20 protein-coding genes are annotated in these 17,445 nt (G+C 62.7%); 6 read left to right on the top strand and 14 right to left on the bottom strand.

Going from position 1 to position 17,445, the window contains the following annotated elements; translation table 11 throughout:
* Nucleotides 1–3: 3 nt before the first annotated feature.
* The gene (locus V7660_RS02330; protein WP_335601512.1) at nt 4–816 is read right to left on the bottom strand and encodes a SapC family protein; all 813 of its coding nucleotides are present in this window, start codon (nt 814–816) and stop codon (nt 4–6) included.
* A 105-nt stretch (nt 817–921) separates the two neighbouring features.
* Between V7660_RS02330 and V7660_RS02325 the strand changes: the two genes are divergently transcribed.
* Both V7660_RS02325 and V7660_RS02320 read left to right on the top strand, forming a co-directional pair.
* A complete protein-coding gene (locus tag V7660_RS02325; RefSeq protein ID WP_335601511.1) occupies nt 922–2,808 on the top strand; it encodes a DUF885 domain-containing protein in 1,887 nt (628 codons plus the stop codon).
* A 100-nt stretch (nt 2,809–2,908) separates the two neighbouring features.
* Nucleotides 2,909–4,609 carry a vWA domain-containing protein gene (locus V7660_RS02320; RefSeq protein ID WP_335601510.1) on the top strand — a complete coding sequence of 567 codons (1,701 nt, stop codon included), beginning with the start codon at nt 2,909–2,911 and terminating at the stop codon, nt 4,607–4,609.
* Nucleotide 4,610: 1 nt separating this feature from the next.
* On the opposite strand, the gene V7660_RS02315 is transcribed toward V7660_RS02320, so the two are convergent.
* The 3 genes from V7660_RS02315 to V7660_RS02305 all read right to left on the bottom strand — a co-directional run bounded on the left by V7660_RS02315 (nt 4,611) and on the right by V7660_RS02305 (nt 6,279).
* Nucleotides 4,611–4,958, bottom strand: a complete 348-nt coding sequence (locus V7660_RS02315) for a hypothetical protein (RefSeq protein WP_335601509.1) — start codon at nt 4,956–4,958, stop codon at nt 4,611–4,613.
* A gap of 97 nt (nt 4,959–5,055) precedes the next feature.
* Complete coding sequence (locus V7660_RS02310) at nt 5,056–5,391, bottom strand: DUF2794 domain-containing protein (protein WP_335601508.1); 336 nt, start codon at nt 5,389–5,391, stop codon at nt 5,056–5,058.
* Between the two features lie 252 nt (nt 5,392–5,643).
* Nucleotides 5,644–6,279, bottom strand: coding sequence for a COQ9 family protein (locus V7660_RS02305; RefSeq protein ID WP_335601507.1), 636 nt, complete (start codon nt 6,277–6,279; stop codon nt 5,644–5,646).
* An 88-nt stretch (nt 6,280–6,367) separates the two neighbouring features.
* On the opposite strand from V7660_RS02305, the gene rpsU reads away from it, so the two are divergent.
* Together rpsU and V7660_RS02295 are read left to right on the top strand one after the other, a co-directional pair.
* Nucleotides 6,368–6,616: a 30S ribosomal protein S21 gene (gene rpsU, locus V7660_RS02300; RefSeq protein ID WP_335601506.1), complete on the top strand. Its 249-nt coding sequence runs from the start codon at nt 6,368–6,370 to the stop codon at nt 6,614–6,616.
* Nucleotides 6,617–6,795: 179 nt separating this feature from the next.
* A complete protein-coding gene (locus V7660_RS02295; RefSeq protein ID WP_335601505.1) occupies nt 6,796–8,865 on the top strand; it encodes a [FeFe] hydrogenase, group A in 2,070 nt (689 codons plus the stop codon).
* 76 nt (nt 8,866–8,941) lie between these two features.
* On the opposite strand, the gene V7660_RS02290 is transcribed toward V7660_RS02295, so the two are convergent.
* Together V7660_RS02290 and V7660_RS02285 are read right to left on the bottom strand one after the other, a co-directional pair.
* Nucleotides 8,942–10,348, bottom strand: a complete 1,407-nt coding sequence (locus tag V7660_RS02290; RefSeq protein WP_335601504.1) for an ABC transporter permease — start codon at nt 10,346–10,348, stop codon at nt 8,942–8,944.
* Nucleotides 10,348–11,313: an ABC transporter ATP-binding protein gene (locus tag V7660_RS02285; RefSeq protein ID WP_335601503.1), complete on the bottom strand. Its 966-nt coding sequence runs from the start codon at nt 11,311–11,313 to the stop codon at nt 10,348–10,350. The genes V7660_RS02290 and V7660_RS02285 overlap by 1 nt, the downstream gene beginning before the upstream one ends.
* Nucleotides 11,314–11,431: 118 nt before the next feature.
* On the opposite strand from V7660_RS02285, the gene V7660_RS02280 reads away from it, so the two are divergent.
* Nucleotides 11,432–11,692, top strand: a complete 261-nt coding sequence (locus tag V7660_RS02280; protein WP_335601502.1) for a TraR/DksA family transcriptional regulator — start codon at nt 11,432–11,434, stop codon at nt 11,690–11,692.
* Between the two features lie 6 nt (nt 11,693–11,698).
* Here V7660_RS02280 and V7660_RS02275 read toward each other — a convergent pair whose 3' ends face one another.
* The 4 genes from V7660_RS02275 to V7660_RS02260 all read right to left on the bottom strand — a co-directional run bounded on the left by V7660_RS02275 (nt 11,699) and on the right by V7660_RS02260 (nt 13,596).
* Complete coding sequence (locus V7660_RS02275) at nt 11,699–12,001, bottom strand: aa3-type cytochrome c oxidase subunit IV (RefSeq protein WP_335601501.1); 303 nt, start codon at nt 11,999–12,001, stop codon at nt 11,699–11,701.
* 83 nt (nt 12,002–12,084) lie between these two features.
* Nucleotides 12,085–12,525, bottom strand: a complete 441-nt coding sequence (locus tag V7660_RS02270) for a DUF1178 family protein (RefSeq protein WP_335601500.1) — start codon at nt 12,523–12,525, stop codon at nt 12,085–12,087.
* Between the two features lie 12 nt (nt 12,526–12,537).
* Nucleotides 12,538–12,795 (bottom strand): glutaredoxin 3, encoded by a 258-nt coding sequence (gene grxC / locus V7660_RS02265; protein ID WP_335601499.1) that lies wholly within the window; start codon nt 12,793–12,795, stop codon nt 12,538–12,540.
* Between the two features lie 30 nt (nt 12,796–12,825).
* Entirely contained in the window at nt 12,826–13,596 is a 771-nt protein-coding gene (locus V7660_RS02260; protein WP_335601498.1) for a ComF family protein, read from the bottom strand.
* Between V7660_RS02260 and V7660_RS02255 the strand changes: the two genes are divergently transcribed.
* Nucleotides 13,595–14,509 (top strand): methyltransferase domain-containing protein, encoded by a 915-nt coding sequence (locus V7660_RS02255; protein WP_335601497.1) that lies wholly within the window; start codon nt 13,595–13,597, stop codon nt 14,507–14,509. The two genes, V7660_RS02260 and V7660_RS02255, sit on opposite strands and share 2 nt — an antisense overlap.
* A gap of 18 nt (nt 14,510–14,527) precedes the next feature.
* On the opposite strand, the gene V7660_RS02250 is transcribed toward V7660_RS02255, so the two are convergent.
* The 4 genes from V7660_RS02250 to V7660_RS02235 are packed head-to-tail and all read right to left on the bottom strand — an operon-like array spanning nt 14,528 to nt 17,313.
* Entirely contained in the window at nt 14,528–14,686 is a 159-nt protein-coding gene (locus V7660_RS02250; RefSeq protein WP_335601496.1) for a Flp family type IVb pilin, read from the bottom strand.
* Between the two features lie 31 nt (nt 14,687–14,717).
* Entirely contained in the window at nt 14,718–15,119 is a 402-nt protein-coding gene (locus tag V7660_RS02245; RefSeq protein WP_335601495.1) for a (deoxy)nucleoside triphosphate pyrophosphohydrolase, read from the bottom strand.
* Nucleotides 15,116–16,366, bottom strand: a complete 1,251-nt coding sequence (gene argJ / locus V7660_RS02240) for a bifunctional glutamate N-acetyltransferase/amino-acid acetyltransferase ArgJ (RefSeq protein ID WP_335601494.1) — start codon at nt 16,364–16,366, stop codon at nt 15,116–15,118. Before argJ ends, V7660_RS02245 begins: the two co-directional genes overlap by 4 nt.
* The gene (locus tag V7660_RS02235; protein WP_335601493.1) at nt 16,363–17,313 is read right to left on the bottom strand and encodes a peptidylprolyl isomerase; all 951 of its coding nucleotides are present in this window, start codon (nt 17,311–17,313) and stop codon (nt 16,363–16,365) included. Before V7660_RS02235 ends, argJ begins: the two co-directional genes overlap by 4 nt.
* Nucleotides 17,314–17,445 lie beyond the last annotated feature (132 nt).

Raw genomic sequence — 17,445 nt, 5'->3', positions numbered from 1 at the left:
GGCCTAGTTTACCGGCGCGGCAGCAGTTTCAGCGTTCTGGATGCGCACGGCGCGCTGGATCACGACCTGCCAGTTCAGCAGCGAGATCAGGTGCGCATAGATCGCGCCGAGGGCGCCATTGTCGCGCAGCTCGAGGAATTTCTCGGCCGGCAGGGCATTCAGCTTGTCTTCGGATACCGCCCAATAGTCGGCGATCTTCTGCTGCTGGCCAACCGGGTTGCCCTGATTGTCGCGCGGCTGGAAGGAAACGGTCTTCTGTTCCATCAGGTCCATGTCACGCAGGATGCGGCCGAATTCGACTGTGGCCTGGCGCTGGCGCTCGAATTCCTTGCAGAATTCGATGGCGTCATTGGTGAATTTGCTGGGCTGGCCATTCTCGAAGAACGGCACTTCCGGCTGGTTGCTGACCATCGGCGCGGCGCGGTCAACGCACAGGATCAGGCGATCAGAGCCTTCATCGGAAGCGAATACGAACGGATAGCGGCGCACGAAGGCAGGCACATAATGGTCGTCGGCCACGAAACCCTTGGCATCGACATAGAGGTTCTGGCCCTGACGGATGCCCATCACGGCGACCGGCGTGCGGTCATCGCCGACGAAGATCAGCGGATAAAAACTCGCCGCTCTTCCGAATTCGGAAACGGTTACCGGTACAGCATGGGATTCCCGCAGGAACGCGAAAGGTTGTTCGATCTGTTTGACGCCCAGACCAGCATGAGCTTCTGCAGACAGCGGCTGAGGCTGCTTGTAGAACATCACATTGCCGGAAAGGTTCGGCTGTCCGCCCGCTGGCGGGGTTGCAGGTGTTGTGTTCACGTTGGAGACTCCCGAAATTGTTGCCGGATCGTTACCGGAAATAGCTACAGGCCACAACACCCCAAGCGGGGAGAAGTACAGTCAGGAAAAGGTCATAATTCTCTCATGAATCTGCGTGTTTCAGCCCCGATCCGACTTGCCCTGAAGGATGCCCTGACGGGGCTGGCAATCTTCTCGCTCGCGGCCGCCTGTGCCCCGGCGGTGGACGATGCGGGCACACCCCGCCGGATTGCGCGCCAAGTCGATGAATTGCTGGACTCGATTGCCTCCAACGAACTCGCGGACAATCCGGAACTGGCGACCCGGCTAGGCCTGTCGGAGGACGCCACCGGCTATGATTTCAACGCCTATCTCACCGACCGCTCGCAGGCGGCCTATGAGCGGTCCCGCGTGAAACGGCTCGAAATCCTCGAAGCCCTGCTCGCCGCCCCCCGTCCGGTGGAAGGCGGCCATCAGGCGCGCCATCTCGACACGGTTATCCAGGCCTATGAGACCGCCGAATCCCTGTTTGTGGCCGGGCATGGCCAGACCGGGCTCGGCTATTCCTACCCGTATGTCGCCGACCATATGCGCGGCGCCTATATCGATGTGCCGGACCTGCTGACTGGTGCGCACCCCTTCAGCACCGCCCAGGATGCCAAGGATTATGTCACCCGCCTCGCGCAACTGCCCGGTGCCCTGCAGGATGAGCGCCGCCGCCTTCTGGCCGACGCACGGGCGGGGATCGTACCGCCGGTCTTCATCCTGGCGCGTATGCAGGCGCTGGCCGAGACGATCGGAGCCGGCCCGGCGGAAGATCATTTGCTGGTCACCACGTTCAACAACCTCGTCACCGGCGTGGACGGTCTCAATCTGGAAGAAGAAACAGAGCTTGCCCGCCAGGTGGAAGCGCTGGTCCGGGATGAGGTCCTGCCTGCCTATGCCGCCTTCGCCGCGGCGCTGGACGCGCTCAAAGCCGATGCACCGGACGAGCCCGGCGTCTGGCAGCTGCCAGAGGGCGACGCCTATTATGACGCGGCGCTCACCGCATACACGGATGCGGGCATCACTGCCGAAGCCCTGCATGCGCAGGGGCTTGCCGAGGTGAAGCAGCTGACCGATGAGTTGATGTCTGCGTTGGAACAACAGGAATTACTGGAAGGCACGCTGGCCGAACGGCTCGCCGCGCTGACCGCTAGGGAAGGCCAGCTCTACGAGGATACGCCGGAAGGCCGCGAGGCCCTGCTGGCGCGCATGCGGGCACACATGGTCCGTGCCGAAACGGTCATCGCCGATGTCATGCCCGCCATGCCACGCACCGGCGTCACCATCCGCGCCGTGCCGGACTTCCTGCAATCCTCCGCGCCGTCAGCCTATTACAGCGCCGCGCCTGCCAACGGGTCCGCTCCGGCGCAGTTCGAGATCAATCTCGGGGACATGAACGACTGGCCGGATTTCACGCTGACGACCCTAGTCTTCCATGAGACCATTCCGGGGCATCACCTCGAAAGCGCGCTGACGGCGGAGACCGCCAATCTGCCGCTGATCCGCCAGATGGTCTGGAATGTCGCCTATGGCGAGGGCTGGGCCGTGTATGGCGAAGTGCTCGCCCACGATCTGGGCCTGTATACGGAGGATCCGGTCGGTCGCATCGGCTTCCTGCAATCCATGCTGTTCCGCGCCGCACGGCTGGTCGCCGATACGGGCATGCACCGCTATCACTGGACCCGCCAGCAGGCCATCGACTATCTCGTCGAGACGACCGGCCAGTCCGCCGACGCCATGGCGCAGGAAGTGGACCGCTATGCCGTCTGGCCGGGACAGGCGGCTGCCTATTGGGTCGGCGCGCAGAGAATTCTGGATCTGCGCGACCGGTCCCAGCGCGTGCTCGGCCCGGAGTTCGACCTGACCGAATTCCACGATGTGGTGCTGAGCGGCGGGCCGCGCCCGCTCTCCCTGCTCGAACAGGATGTGGAGCGCTGGTACATCTCCAAAGTGGACCTGTCCGACTAGGCGGCTTGCCACAAACTATCCGGGCTTTGCCTTATTGACGCCATGTGCGCCTTACCATTCTGTCATTCCAAGGACGCAATGAGGAGGGACGATCATGCGCATGCGAGGATTAATTCTGGCTGGAGTGGCAGCCGCCGCAATACTGACAGCTTGTGAAACGAGTGAGACGGGTCAGGCGGACGACGCGGAATTGCAGCCGATTACTGTCACGGGAAGCCAGCAGGATGCGTCCGCGCCGCCCCCACCGCCCCCTGCTCCCCCACCGCCCGTCGCAGCAATGGAATCCCGCGCCAAGTATGGGATGATGGCGGGCGCCCCGGCCCCGGTCATGGTCGCCCCTGCCCCCGAATTCCGCGACCAGTATGAGGATGTTGATCCGAACCCGGTCAAACTGGTTAGCGAGGAGCCGGTCTCGACCTTCTCCATTGATGTCGACACGGCCTCTTATGCCAATGTCCGCCGGTTTCTTGAGGATGGCGTGCTGCCGCCCAAGGATGCGGTGCGCATCGAGGAACTGATCAATTATTTCGACTATACCTATCCCCAGCCCGCCGAAGGCGAGGCCCCCTTCTCGACCCAGGTAAATGTCATGCCGTCGCCCTTTGCCGAGGGACGCGAGCTGATGCAGATCGGCATTCAGGGCCGCGACATTGACCGCGACGCCCGCCCGCCGATCAATCTCACCCTGCTGATGGATGTGTCGGGATCCATGTTCTCCGACGACAAGCTGCCGCTGGCCAAGAAAGCCATCAAGCTGATGCTGGAAGAGATGGAGCCGACGGACACGATCGCGATTGTCGTCTATGCGGGCGCCGCCGGGGAAATCCTGGAGCCCACACCCGTCAGCGACAAGCGCAAGATCGTTGCGGCGCTCGAAGCGCTTCAGGCGGGCGGCTCGACGGCAGGCGGCGAAGGCCTGCGTCTTGCCTATTCGCTGGCCGAACAGGGCCTGAAGGAAGATGCCGTCAACCGCGTCATGCTGCTGACCGATGGCGACTTCAATGTCGGGATTTCCGATCCGGAACAGCTGGAGGATTTCGTCTCCCGCAAGCGCGAGACCGGCATCTATCTCTCCGTGCTCGGCTTTGGGCGCGGCAATTACAATGATGCGATGATGCAGAAGATTGCCCAGACCGGGAACGGCACGGCAGCCTATGTCGATACGCTGAGCGAAGCGCGCAAGATTCTGGCGGATGACCTGTCCGGCAACATCTTCCCGATTGCGGATGATGTGAAGATCCAGGTGGAGTTCAACCCGGCGCGTGTCGCCGAGTACCGCCTGATCGGCTACGAGACCCGCCTGCTCGACCGGGAAGACTTCAACAATGACAAGGTCGATGCGGGCGACATTGGCGCCGGCACGAGCGTCACCGCGATCTATGAGATCACGCCGGTGGGCTCAAGCGCGACGCAGATTGATCCGCTGCGCTATGGCGACACGGATACGTCGGCCAGCGACCCCTCCGGCGAGTATGCGTTTGTGAAGCTGCGCTACAAGGCCCCCGGCGCGGAGGAGTCCGTGCTGCTGGAGCGGCCGGTAACGCAGGCCGACCGCGTGGCCAGCGTGGCCGCGGCGCCGCAATGGGCCCGCTTTGCCACGGCGGTCGCCGGTTATGGCGAAATGCTGAAAGGCGGCGAAGCCCTCAGCGCCGAATTCGGCTGGGAGGACATCCGGAATCTGGCGAATGGCGCCAAGGGCCCGGATGCATTCGGCTATCGCGCGGAATTCGTGCAGCTGACCCGGCTGGCCGAGACAGCCGAAGCACAGGCTGCCCTGAACAGGCCGGGCCACGAAGAATAGGTCAGGCCGCGATCGGCGCCTCATCGGCCCGGCTGCGATCCGTTACGCAGACCGGGCTGAAGCCGGCCTCGATATCATCCACGATCAGGCGACGCGTCCGCGCGTCGAATTCGGTGGCCAGGAAGACGGCCCGGGCGCCATAGCGCTCGGCGTCGGCCAGCGCCCAGATCGGCTGGACGTCGTTTGGTTTCCCCGACAATTCGATCGTGCGGATGATGCGCCATCCATATGTGTCCGGAGCGGCAAACAATGCCACGCCGGCCGTGCGCGCCCAAGGCGCATCCAGTGGAACGCGTTTGAAATCCCAGGCTTTGCCTGACCGTCCCCGAAATCTTACGTCGATACCCATGTTCATGCTCCGTTCTGATGAGCATGTTCCTATAATGTTCCAGAACGTTCCGCAAGATTTTTTTAGTTAACAGCGGGTTAACCGGGTCGGTCGAATTTCACTCAATGATGCGGAAGCGGCTGCGGTCGAAGACCCGCAAGACTTGCGACAGTTCGCGGCCCCGGCGCAGCACCTGACCGGCCTGTCCGTAGACCACATACTGGCCCTGCATGTTCTGGAGGTGGGGTTGTTTCTCGATGCGCCAGGTAGGATTTTCGGCGTGTCGTCGGAAAATGGCAAAGATCGCGACGTCCTTGTGCATACCGATGGCATAATCCCTTGCCTTGCCAGCCATGACCAGTCGGCCATAGACGTCGAGAATCGGTTGGAGTTCCGTCTTGTGAAAAGCGATTCGCGGTTCCGGGGGCGTTATCCGGTGCGTTGTTTCAGCCATTTTTCCCTTTCTGGTTTCTCCTGAGACGCGAAAAGGGAGTTGGTAAGCTCGCCTAACCGCAATTTAATGCAAAACCGGGGTAATTGGGGCAGTTTTGCCATGTTTACGCCTTGCGTCCGCCCCCGACGACAATCATCTTCTAATTGTCGGACGGAGGTGTTCAGCAGACACCCCGGACCCATCAGCCCCCCCAGCCCCCTGGGGCGTTTGTTCAGCTTCTGTCCGACACCTTATCCTTCCCTGACAATTAACCTACGCCTTCGTGGACCTATTGGGCCGCGAGACCGGCAATACGTCAAGCAATGGCTTGGCTATCCGGCCGAGATTCCGGCCGATGCCCGAGGCGAGGCTAAGCCGCCGGTCGATATAGGTATCGAGCTGTTCGTCCGAAGGCTGGTCCAGCCAGTACATGACGATGGGCGGGATTACCGCCGCCAGCAGGCCGCGCTTGGAATAGCGGTTGTAATCCTCGGATGTGTCGCCCGCTTCTTCCCAGACCATGTCCGCAACGCGCCAGGTGCGCTGGACAGCCGACGCGGCGCCCCAGGGCAACAGGCCCCGCACGGCGGCGCGGCGCACCGCTTCCCGGTCCGGCTCCAGCGCGGCGAGCCAAGCCCGCACACCGGCTTTGACGCGGGCGGGTGTCTTGAGGGCCGAAATCTCCTGTGCGGCGAGCGACTCGCGGGCCGTCTGCCCTGCCCGCTCAAAGAACGCATCTATCAGGTCCGGCACGCCATTTGGCGCGGCCAGCGCCTGCTCCCCTTCGCTCAGACCGGCGCGCGCGGCAGCCTTGGCAGCCGCCACCTCGGTCCAGCCGTCAAAGGGCACATCCGGCAGTATTGCGTCCAACCAGCGGAACTTAAGGACTTCAGACGGTGTTTGTGTCATAACTGAACCTGATGGCTTTAAGGGCTTGGCCAATCGGCCAGAGCCGTGATATAGGCCCCGCTTCCGAGGTCTGTAGGCCTCAACCGAAATGAATCGGGGCGACGCCCCTAACGAATGGAGAAGAACAATCGTACAGATCGTCGTCCGCGATAACAATGTCGAGCAAGCCCTGCGCGCGCTGAAGAAGAAAATGCAGCGCGAAGGCCTGTTCCGGGAAATGAAGGCCCGTCAGTACTTCGAAAAGCCATCCGAGAAGAAAGCCCGTCAGCGCGCTGAAGCGGTTCGCCGCGCTCGCAAGCTGGCTCGCAAGCGCGCCCAGCGCGAAGGTCTGGTCTAGACCTCTCTTCCGGATCTCCGGTTTCCATAAAAGCCCTGCCAGTTCGCGCTGGCGGGGCTTTTTCTTTTTCAGCCTAGCCGAAACCGGATGCGCGCGCGTTTCCGGCCCCGGTGGCGTATCCGACGCTGTGCGCGTACACTTGGTCCCATGCGGCAAGGGAGAGCCAGGGACGCCACGACATGATCAGGCTGACGATCAATGGACGGCGCGCCGAACTGAACGAGGGCGCCACGCTGCTGGATGCGGCCCGCATGGCGGGCATCCATGTGCCGACGCTATGCCATTATCCCGGCCTGCCGCCGCGTTCGGTCTGCCGCATGTGTCTTGTGGAAGTGGCCGGGACACCCAAGCCGCAGCCGGCCTGCAGCACGCCGGCAAAAGACGGCGATGTCGTGGAAACCAACACGCGGGCCTTGCAGGATTTTCGCCGGAGTGATGCGGAATGGCTGCTGGCGCGCCATCCGAATGATTGCATGCGCTGCGAGGTGAATGGCGACTGCAGGCTGCAGACACTGGTCGCAGAGAACCAATGGGAGGAACGCTGGCCGGAAATACCGCCCGGGTCGCCCGGCCATCCCGAACATGTTCCGACCGACCACACATCCCCCAGTATCTGGCGGGACCTGTCAAAATGTATCGAGTGCGGCCTGTGCGCCCAGGCCTGCGGCGAGGAAGGCCAGCAGCAATTCGTGATCGGATTTGCCGAGCGCGGATATGAGCGCATCCCCGTGACCGTATTCGACAAGCCGCTTTCGGAGACCAATTGCATCTCCTGCGGCCAGTGCACACTGGTCTGCCCGGTCGGCGCCCTGATCGAGGCGCCCCATTGGCACGACGTTCTGCACACGCTCGATTCCCGCAAGCGCGTCTCGGTCGTGCAGATCGCGCCAGCCACGCGCATCGCAATCAGCGAGGAATTCGGCATGAAGCCCGGCACGGTCAGCACGGGCCGGCTGATCAATGCGCTGCGCCAGCTTGGCTTTGACTATGTCTTCGATACGAATTTCACCGCCGACCTCACCATCATGGAGGAAGGCACCGAACTCCTCGGCCGCCTTGAAACCGGAACCAACCTACCGATTTTCACCTCCTGCTGCCCCGGATGGGTGAACTGGCTGGAGTTGAACCGGCCGGGCCTCCTGCCCCATCTCAGCACCGCGAAATCCCCGCAGCAGATGCACGGCGCCCTGTCCAAGCGCGGCCAGTTCGCCCGTGCCCTCGGGCCGGACTATGCCGCAGGAAAAATTGAGCCCTATGTCGTCAGCGTCATGCCCTGCACAGCCAAGAAAGATGAAGCCCTGCGGCCAGGCATGGCGGGCGATGTGGACCATGTGCTGACCACCCGCGAGCTGGCGCGGATGATCCGCTCGCGCGGGATCGCGTTCGGGTCGCTGGAAGAGGATGGCCGCTTCGACAGTCCGCTGGGCGAAAGCACGGGCGCGGCCCAGATCTTCGGCGCGTCCGGCGGCGTCATGGAAGCAATGGTGCGCACGGCCGCGCATTTCAAAGGCGGAGAACACGCCCTGCCGCTCGAATGGCAACAGCTGCGCGGTGTGGACCAGGGGGTGAAAACCGCAACAGTTCCGGGCATCGGCGCCGTCGCCGTCTGCAACGGGATCGCCACTGCCCAACGCATGCTGGAGACGGATGACTGGCAAACGGACTATGTGGCCGTCGAAGTCATGGCCTGCGTAGGCGGCTGCCTCGGCGGCGGCGGCGAGCCGAAATCCATGGATCCGGATGTCCTGAAAAAACGCGCCCAGGCGATCTATGACATGGACGCAAACGCGCCGCGCCGCCGCTCCCATGAAAACCGGGACGTACAAAAGCTGTATGAAACCGAACTGACGGGACCCAACTCCGAGGCAGCGCACGATCTACTGCATACGGAATATGCCGGGCGACGGTCTGCACGTTCGTTGCTGATGCGCTTTCTTGATTGTGTTGACCGGCGCGATGGCGAGGCCGCCGCCCAATTGTTCCATCCGGAGGCTGTCTGGTCCACCGCCTCTCCATTCGGAGATATAGAAGGCGCGTCAGACATAGAGGCCTTCATCCGCACCCAATTGCCTCCGCGCCTGTATGGTCCACACTACAAACGTCACAGGATGGCCGGTGCCGGCGACGGAGACTTCACCGTCACCACCCCAGACGGCCAGCGCTGCCGCTTCACGATGGACATGTCAGAACTGGACGAGGACGGACGGTCCCGCTGGGTGATCCGCCGCCTTGAACGCGAATTGCTGTAAGCAGGCCTCGCGCGCCGCGCGCCTGCAAGCCGGCTTTTTCATTTGGCGCGCATGACGGGATTAGCGCTGGCCGAAGCTAAGCCGCCTTCCCTTTCAGGCCGACCATCCGCTTGAGCATGCCACCCATGTCGCCGATGCCGGCGCCGTGGACGGCGCCTGCGCGGTAGACCTTGGTGGACAGCCACAGGATCAGCAGCGCGAACGCCGCCATCAGGCCCATCTGGGCGAGCACTTCCCAGAGCGGCGGGTCATGCGGCATGCGCAGGATCAGCAGGAAAGGCGTGAAGAACGGAATCCATGAGGCGATGTCGACCAATGGCGATCCGGGATCCTGAAAGGCGATGAAGATCGCGAACATGGGCAGCATCAACAGGATCATCATCGGGCTGAGCAGGGTCTGCGCTTCCTGGATCGTGTCGCACAGCGAGCCGAGCGCCATGAAGATCATGCCATACATGATATAGCCGAGAATGAAGCTGATCAGGCCCGGCACGATGATGGCCGGATTGGCGAGCGCCGCCGCGAAGGGCTCGATGATGTTGCCGACGCCTGGAATCTGGGTCGCGACGACCGTGCCTCCGGCAAAGGCAAACAGGCCCCAGGACAGCATCATCGTGGAGGTGACCGCGAACACGGCGAGCAGCTTGCCCGCCAGCAATTCCGGCAGCTTCACCGAGGTCAGCAGCGTGTCGAAAATCTTGTTCGAGCGCTCCTCGATCGTGCCCATCAACAGGTATTGGATGATCGAGAACACCATCAGCCAGAGGAAATAGGCAAGCCCGCCGGCGACGAACATCGGCGCGCGGTCGGCCATTGTGACCTCATTCCCCGCCGCATCCTGTTCCTCGACCGTGCGGATCCGGCGTGCCGGGACGGCGAAGGCGGCATCATCGACGGTCTGGAGGAAGTCCTCGTCCAGCCCGGCCTCTGTCAGGGCGTCGCGGCGGGCAAGGCGCAGCATGGCGTCCTGGGCAAGGTAGCGGAGTTGGTCGACATTGACGTCATCGCTCCAATATTCGAGTTCGCTGCCATCCTCGGCCAGTACCAGGGCCGCAAAGAGCGGCTTGTCGCCCAGCGGACCTGAGACCGTCTTTTCGCCGAGCAGATAGGGTCGCAAGCCGTCAATCGTCTCTGCCGGCGCTGGTACGGCGATGAATTTCCGGTTGGCGACGCCGGCCCCTTCGGCGGCGGCGCGGGCTTCATCCTCGCCCATCGCGGGCAGGTCGAGCTGTTCGACGATCTCGCTGGTTCGCTCGGCGTCTGCCTGTTCCCGTCTCTGGAATTCGGCTTCGATCGCGTCGGCATAGATGCTGCCAGGTTCGACGACAGCGAAATAGCGGACCGGTGAGGATTGCGCGGCAAAGCCGGCAAGCGCGGCGCCGATAATCATGAACAGGGGCACCGCGGCAAGGCTGAGCCAGAAGCCCCACGCCTTTACATAGCCAAGATAGTCACGGCGAAAGATCAGCAAAATGTTGCGCATCAGGCGGCCTCGTCTTCTGCAAGGGATGCCGCAAGGGCGGCAGCGTCGGCCTCACCGACCAGCGAGACGAAGACGTCGCGCAGGCGGGCCTCTTCCGGCGCAAAGCCGGTGATGGGGGCGCCTGCCTCCAGCGCGGCGCGTAGCGCGTCCTGCGCCTCCCGTCCGGGCGGCAGGTCTATTCGCCAGGTCTCGCCATGCCCGGTGTCCGTGGTCCGGATGGCTTCAAAGCCTTTCGGGGCCAGCACGGCGGCCAGATCAAACCCGGCTTCGACCGAAATCCGTGCCCCCTGCCCCAGCGTGGCGAAGGCTTCCTGAAGCGTGCCGTCCAGCACTTTACGGCCACGCGCCATCATGATGATGCGGTCGCAGAGGCGTTCGGCATGTTCCATGACATGGGTGGAGAACAGGATGGTCGCGCCGCGCGCATGTTCGGTACGGATCAGATCTTCAAGCGCCTGCTGATTGACCGGATCAAGCCCGGAAAAGGGCTCGTCGAGGATCAGGAAGTCCGGCCGGTGGGCCAGCGTGGAGAGGATCTGAACCTTTTGCGCCATGCCTTTGGAGAGTTTCGAGATGCGAGTGCGGCTGAATTCCTCAAGCCCCGTCGCGCCGAGCAATTCGTCGGCGCGGACGCGGGCATCCTGGGCCGACAGGCCCTTCAGGCGCGCAAAATGGCTGATCGTGTCGCGCGCGGTCATCTTCTTGTAGAGGCCGCGTTCTTCCGGAAGGAAGCCGACTTTCTGGAGCGCCCGGACATTCGGCTTGTCGCCAAACAGTTCCACCTCGCCCGAATCCGGCTCCATGATGCCAAGGGCCATGCGCAAACTGGTCGACTTGCCTGCGCCATTCGGGCCCAGGAACCCGATGATCTGACCGTCCGGCACCTCCAGGGACAGGGAGTCCACGGCGGTGAAGGCACCAAACCGCTTTGTGACAGAAGTCATGATCAGGGGCGATGAGGGCATCGGCACAGCGTCCTTTTACGTTTTCAACGTCGGGTCGTTAACGTTTGTCGATATGGATTACACTCAATCGCCTGAAACGCCTTGCCAAGCCCTTAAAGGAGTCGCAGCATCACTTCAGATGAAGACGATGCCTCCCCTCCCCGGACCGGATCGCCTGAGCCAGGATGCAGGCCCGTACGGAATCGCAGGCACATCCCGACCCCTGAAAAAGTACGCTGAACAGCTGGCCCGGATCGAATCCGCGCTCGCCCGCATGGAAGCTGGCAATTATGGCCTCTGTACGAATTGTGAAAGCCGTATCGCGCTGACGCGCCTCAAGGCCGATCCTGCCATCGCCACATGTGCCGATTGCAAGGAGCCTGAAAACCTTACGGTCTGAGCTGTTTTAAAGGACCAGGCCGAACAGGGCGATGAACAGCTGGACGATCAGCGCCAGCACCACCATCAGCACCACGGTCGCCATCCAGCGTCCGCCGAGATTCATGACCAGGCCGGAGACAATGCCGAACACCGCCATCAGGCCGAGGGCAATCATCCAGTTCATGCCGATGGCAACCGCCAGCGTGGCATAGCCGACGGTGAGGATGATCAGCAGGCTGCCCCAGATGCTTCCCACCATGAAACCATCCCACGTCGCCTTCTGGGCGCTGATGTCCATGTCTCCACGATGATATTCACTGGCAGCCATTTAGGGCACTCCCCGTCAAAAACCTTGTGACTTGCGTAATATATGAGGGCGAAGCAGGGTCAAGCGCGTCAAAGCGCTCCAGTTCAGTTTAGTTGCTTGTCCGACTTGGGCAGAGGCGGCGTCAGAGCGCGCGGCAGCGGCGCGGCGGGCACGCCTTCTTCGCGCAGGGCCTCGGACTCTTCAGCTGTGGTTTCTCCCCAGATGGGCCGGTCCTCGGTCTCGCCATAATACATCGAGCGCGCCTCATCCGCGAAACTGTCGCCGACATAATCGAAATTTTTCGCAACGTGATCGCGCGCCTTCGCCATGAATTCGCGCACCCTGGCCGCCTCATCCGGTTCGGACTTGCGGTTTTCCGACGTGCGTACCGATGGCGCCATGATCTGCTTGGCCACGTTTACGCCGCTGCACATCGCGCAGCTGACGAGGCCCCGGCCCGACTGGTCGTCAAACGCCGCAGAGGAGGCAAACCATGCCTCGAAGTCATGGTCGCAATCAGAGCAGATCAGCGCATACCGGATCATGGCAATCCTACATCAGGCGCCGAGCAGCGAATCCAGTTCGCCGGACTGTTCCAGAGCCATCATGTCGTCGCAGCCGCCGACATGTTTTTCGCCGATGAAGATCTGCGGGAACGTGCGTCCGCCCCCAGACCGTTCGACCATTTCGGCCTTTTTCTGCACATCCATTCCGGCGTCGATTTCATTGAAATTGACATTCTTGGATTTCAGCAGGGAGACAGCGCGCGTGCAGTAGGGACAGAACTGGCGCGTATAGATTGTGACATCAGCCATTGAGGGGCTCCTGAATAGTTTCTTCCGGTTTTATATGGTGACATCCGTTTCCCGCACAACGCGCGCAAGCACCAGCACGTCGACTTGTCGCGCTCCCGCCTGTTTCAGGGCCCGCGTGCAGGCCGACAGGGTCGCGCCGGTTGTCAGGACATCATCCACCAGCAGGATACGCTTGTCGCAGACATGGGTTGCAGCGCGGTCGGAGACTTTGAAAGCCCCCGCGACATTGCGCCGGCGGGCCTTCGCGCTGAGACCGCCCTGGGTGGGTGTGCGGCGGCGGCGTTTCAGTACATCGACGCGGCAGGACAGGCCGGCGCGGCGGGCAATTCCCTGCGCCAGCCAGGCCGACTGGTTGAAGCCCCGGCTGACAAGGCGCGTATAGTGTAGCGGCACGGGCACGATCACATCGGCTTCGGCGACCAGTTGCGCCCCCGCCCGGTGCATCCAGCCGGTCATGACATGCAGCCCGTCCCGGCGGCCGGACCGTTTCAGGTCAAGCACGATGCGGCGGCTGGCGGCCTCATAGACGAGGGCAGCGCGCGCCCGGTCCCAACGCGGCGGGCGGGCAATACAGGGCGCGCATTGCGCCCCTGGCCCCAGATCCAGCTCCATTGGCCGGCCACAGCTTTCGCAGACAGGATCGGACAGGAAGCCGATGGCGGCAAATTCGGACGGCGAGAGCGGCCCCTTGCCGGCGCCGCGCTGGCCACTGACGAGGGAGCGTTGGGGCCAGAGAAATTCAGCCGTCGCGCGCAATAGACCCTTTGCCATGCGGGCCCGGTGGTCCATATCGCTGCTCATGCCTTCCCCGGTCCCCCCCAATGCTGCGCCCCCTCGCCTGTTCGACCGCGAACGTGTGGCCCGCAATCGCAGCCGGGCCGCGGCGAATTTCAGCGAATATGACTTCCTGAAAGCGCGCGTGTCGAGCGATATCGCCGACCGGCTGGCGGATACCTCCCATTCCTTTGACCGCGCCTTCGATCTCGGCACCCATGACGGCCAGCTCGCCAGACAGGTTCAGGCCAGCGGCAAGGTCGGGACCATCGAAGCGGGCGACCTGTCCCAAGGCATGGTCGCGCTCAGCCGGGCTACCGGACTGCAGGCCCAAGTGCTGGATGAGGAACATTTGCCGTTCGCGCCGGCCAGCCTGGACCTGATCGTCTCGGCGCTGTCGCTTCATTGGGTCAATGACCTGCCCGGCGCGCTGGTGCAGATCCGTCAGGCGCTGAAGCCCGATGGTCTGTTCCTGGGCGCCCTGTTTGGTGCGGGCACGCTGAGTGAGTTGCGCGCCAGCCTGATGGAAGCGGAAACGGAATTGACCGGAGGCGTCGCGGCGCGTGTCTCTCCCCTGCCCGGCCTGCGCGACATGGCGAGCCTGATGCAACGGGCGGGATTTGCCCTGCCGGTGGTGGACCGGGACCAGGTCGTGGTGCGGTATGCCACTCCGATGGCGTTACTGAGCGATTTGAAGGGGATGGGCGAGCGCGCGGCCTTCGCAGCCGGCATGACGCGGCCCTTGCCGCGCCGTGTGCTGCTGCGCGCGATGGAAATTTACACCGAGACCTTCAGCGATCCCGATGGACGCGTGCGCGCAACATTTGAAGTGGTGCATTTGTCCGGCTGGAGCCCGTCGGACTCCCAGCCCAAGCCGCTAAAACCCGGCAGCGCCAAGGTCAGCCTGGCCGATGCCGTGCGAAATCACGAATCTTCCTGAATTGAACCCAATGGGCCCTCAGGACATCTCCGTCTCGACGGTCGTGAACGTGGTGTTGATGGATGTGGCGACAGCCACCAGACCGCCCATGATGGCGACCGCGATCAGACCCACCAAAAGCCCGTATTCCACGGCTGTGGCGCCTGCATCGTCCCGCAGAAAGCGGCTGAAAATCATGTTCGAGGCCATCATATCGCTCCGAGTGTGTCTATTTACCCGAAAGCACGTCAAACAGGGGAATGTCTGCCGCAGGCGCCGGATAGAGATGAAGGTCCGATGATCTGACCCAGGCCAGGGCTTGCCCTTCCCTGGGCGCAAGCTCGCCCTCCCAACTCTCCGTTGCATAAAGTGGCATTAAAAGGTGAAAATCAGGATAAGCATGACTGGCAAAAGTGATCGGTTTCAGAGACGTCTCATCCACCATGATGGATAGCTCTTCGTGTAATTCCCGCACCAGGGCTCGCTCCGGCGTCTCGCTGCTCTCAACCTTGCCGCCCGGAAACTCCCAGAGGCCCGCCATCGGCTTTCCGGCAGGGCGCTGGGCCAGGAGGATACGGCCTTCCGCATCATAGAGCGCTGCCGCAACCACCAGGACCACCCGGCCTGTCATGTACGGTAGGCCCCGTTAATGTCGACATAGCCATGCGTGAGATCACAGGTCCAGACGGTGTGGGACTGGTCGCCCACCCCGGCATCGACGCAAATCGTGAATTCCGGCTGGGCGAACACGGCGCTGGCAGCGGCTTCGGAATAATCCGGTGCCCGCGCCCCATTTTTGGCCACCAGCACATCATCGAACCAGATCGAGAGTTCATCCATCTGGATCGGCTCCAGCGACTTGCCGACGGCCATCACCACCCGGCCCCAATTCGCATCCCCGGCCGCCATTGCGGTCTTGATGAGGGGCGAATTGGCGATCTCGCAGGCCATGATCTTGGCAGAGAGCCGCGAGACGGCGCCCTTCACGGTGACCGTCACAAACTTGCTGGCCCCTTCCCCATCCTTGACGATGAGCTGCGCCAGGTCGAGGCAGAGCGTGTGCAGCGCCGTCGCGAACGCATCAAGGCGCGGATCGTCTGCCGCTGTGATTGGCACCATGCCGCTCGCCCCGGTTGCGAATACCATCAGCGTGTCAGACGTGGACGTATCACCGTCGACCGTGATGCTGTTGAACGTCTCGTCCACGATGTCTTCCAGCAGGTCCTGAAGCAGGTCCGGCGCGATCGCCGCATCCGTGAAAACGTAGGACAGCATGGTCGCCATGTTCGGGGCGATCATGCCGGATCCCTTGGCGATGCCGGCGAAATTCACTTCAGTTCCGTCTATTTCGATTCCGAACCCCGCCCCCTTCGGGAAGGTGTCGGTGGTCATGAAGGCGCGCGCGGCCGCTTCCCAATCCGGCTCGGAGAGCTTGTCGGCAAGGTCCGGCACGAAGGCGCCGACATAGTTCGGGTCGGGCAAGGGCTCGCCGATCACGCCTGTCGCGGCGAGGAAGCAGGTTGCCTTGTCCACGCCCAGCGTTTCGGTCAGCGCTTTCAGGGTCGCCTCATTCTTCAAAACGCCCTTCGGCCCTGTAAAGGCATTCGAATTCCCGGAATTCGCGATCAGGGCCCGCGCCGTGCCGCCGCCAGCCTCCAGGGCTTCGCGGCACCAGAGCACATCGGCCGAAGCGGTCCGGGAGACTGTGTAGACGCCTGCGCAATGCGTGCCTTCGCCGAAGACAAACAGGAACACGTCGTCGCGCGTCAGGCCGCGCGCCGCATAGAATCCGCGCGAGCCGGTTGCCGCGCGCACGCCCTTGACGACCGGCAGGTCTGGAAAGCGAGCCGGGGCGAAGGGAGAAGGGGTCAATTTCAAAGTTCACGTCCTTGTTCATCAGATGCGGGCTGCTCTTTGAGGAGATCGCCCTCGCTTTCAAGCGAAAGTGCAGAATCCGGAACAATATTCGTCGTTTTCTGGCCCTTTTCGATCTGCGCTTCGGTGCGCAGGCGTCGCAGGATCTTGCTGACCTGGTTGAGCGTCAGGAAGGTGACGATCTCGGGCCGCATCTCGGCGCGGGTCTTTGGCGGGCTGGTCCGGCGGTCCTTCACCTTCAGGAGGTGCCAGCCATCGGCCGACAGGAAGGGGTCGGAAACCTCCCCCACCCCGGTATTGGCAATTACGACCGGGAACGGGTCAGCCATATTGTTCGGCGCGACATAGCCGAGGTCGCCATTCTCCATGCGCGTCGTCGTATCGAGGGAGTTGGAGACGACGAGGCTTTCAAACGTGGCGCCGTCCTGAATCCTTTGGTGAAGGTCGCGGGCCTCTGCCTCGGTTTCCACGAGGATGTGCGCGATTGCGACTTCATCATCTTCCTGCTGCAGGGCGACCTGTTCCTTGTACATGGCCTCAATGCTGTCCTCATTGACCTCGGAGGCGACCAGGCTTTCGACCAGCAAATTACCGAGAATGCGTTCGCGGGCGACTTCCAGTCGGCGCTCGGCGGCCGCGCCCTTGTCGAGCCGGCGGTTCAGCGCCTCCTGCGCCATCAATTTCTGGTCGATAAGCTGGTCCAGGACGAGATCGTAGTTTTCATCGCCGGGGCCGAACGTGTCACCAGGCGAAATCAGGCCGCGCGCAACGGCTTCCAGCTCGACTTCGCTGACATAGATCGGATCGCCATTGACGGTCACTGCGGCCGCAGCCTCGACCTGAATGACGGGTTCTTCCTCGACCGGGCGGTTACAGGCGGGGACCAGTAACAGGGTGGAAGCGGCGAGCAGTGCAGGCAAAGCGCGGGAAAAGGGCTTCAGAAGCAGCACGGTAAAGTCTCCTTTAGGCTGAGGGCTCTGCATTGACACCCCAATGCGGCGTTCTTAAGTCTGACCCGAACGCTGGTCGAGGGGTTTCAGCCAGCGAGTGCGCTGTGGGAGAACCCACAATTATTCTGCCGG

The organism is Hyphomonas sp. (genome assembly GCF_036964145.1).
GTDB lineage: Bacteria > Pseudomonadota > Alphaproteobacteria > Caulobacterales > Hyphomonadaceae > Hyphomonas.
The sequence above is the reverse complement of the archived record's forward strand: the minus strand, read 5'-3'. Positions and strand labels throughout refer to the sequence as shown.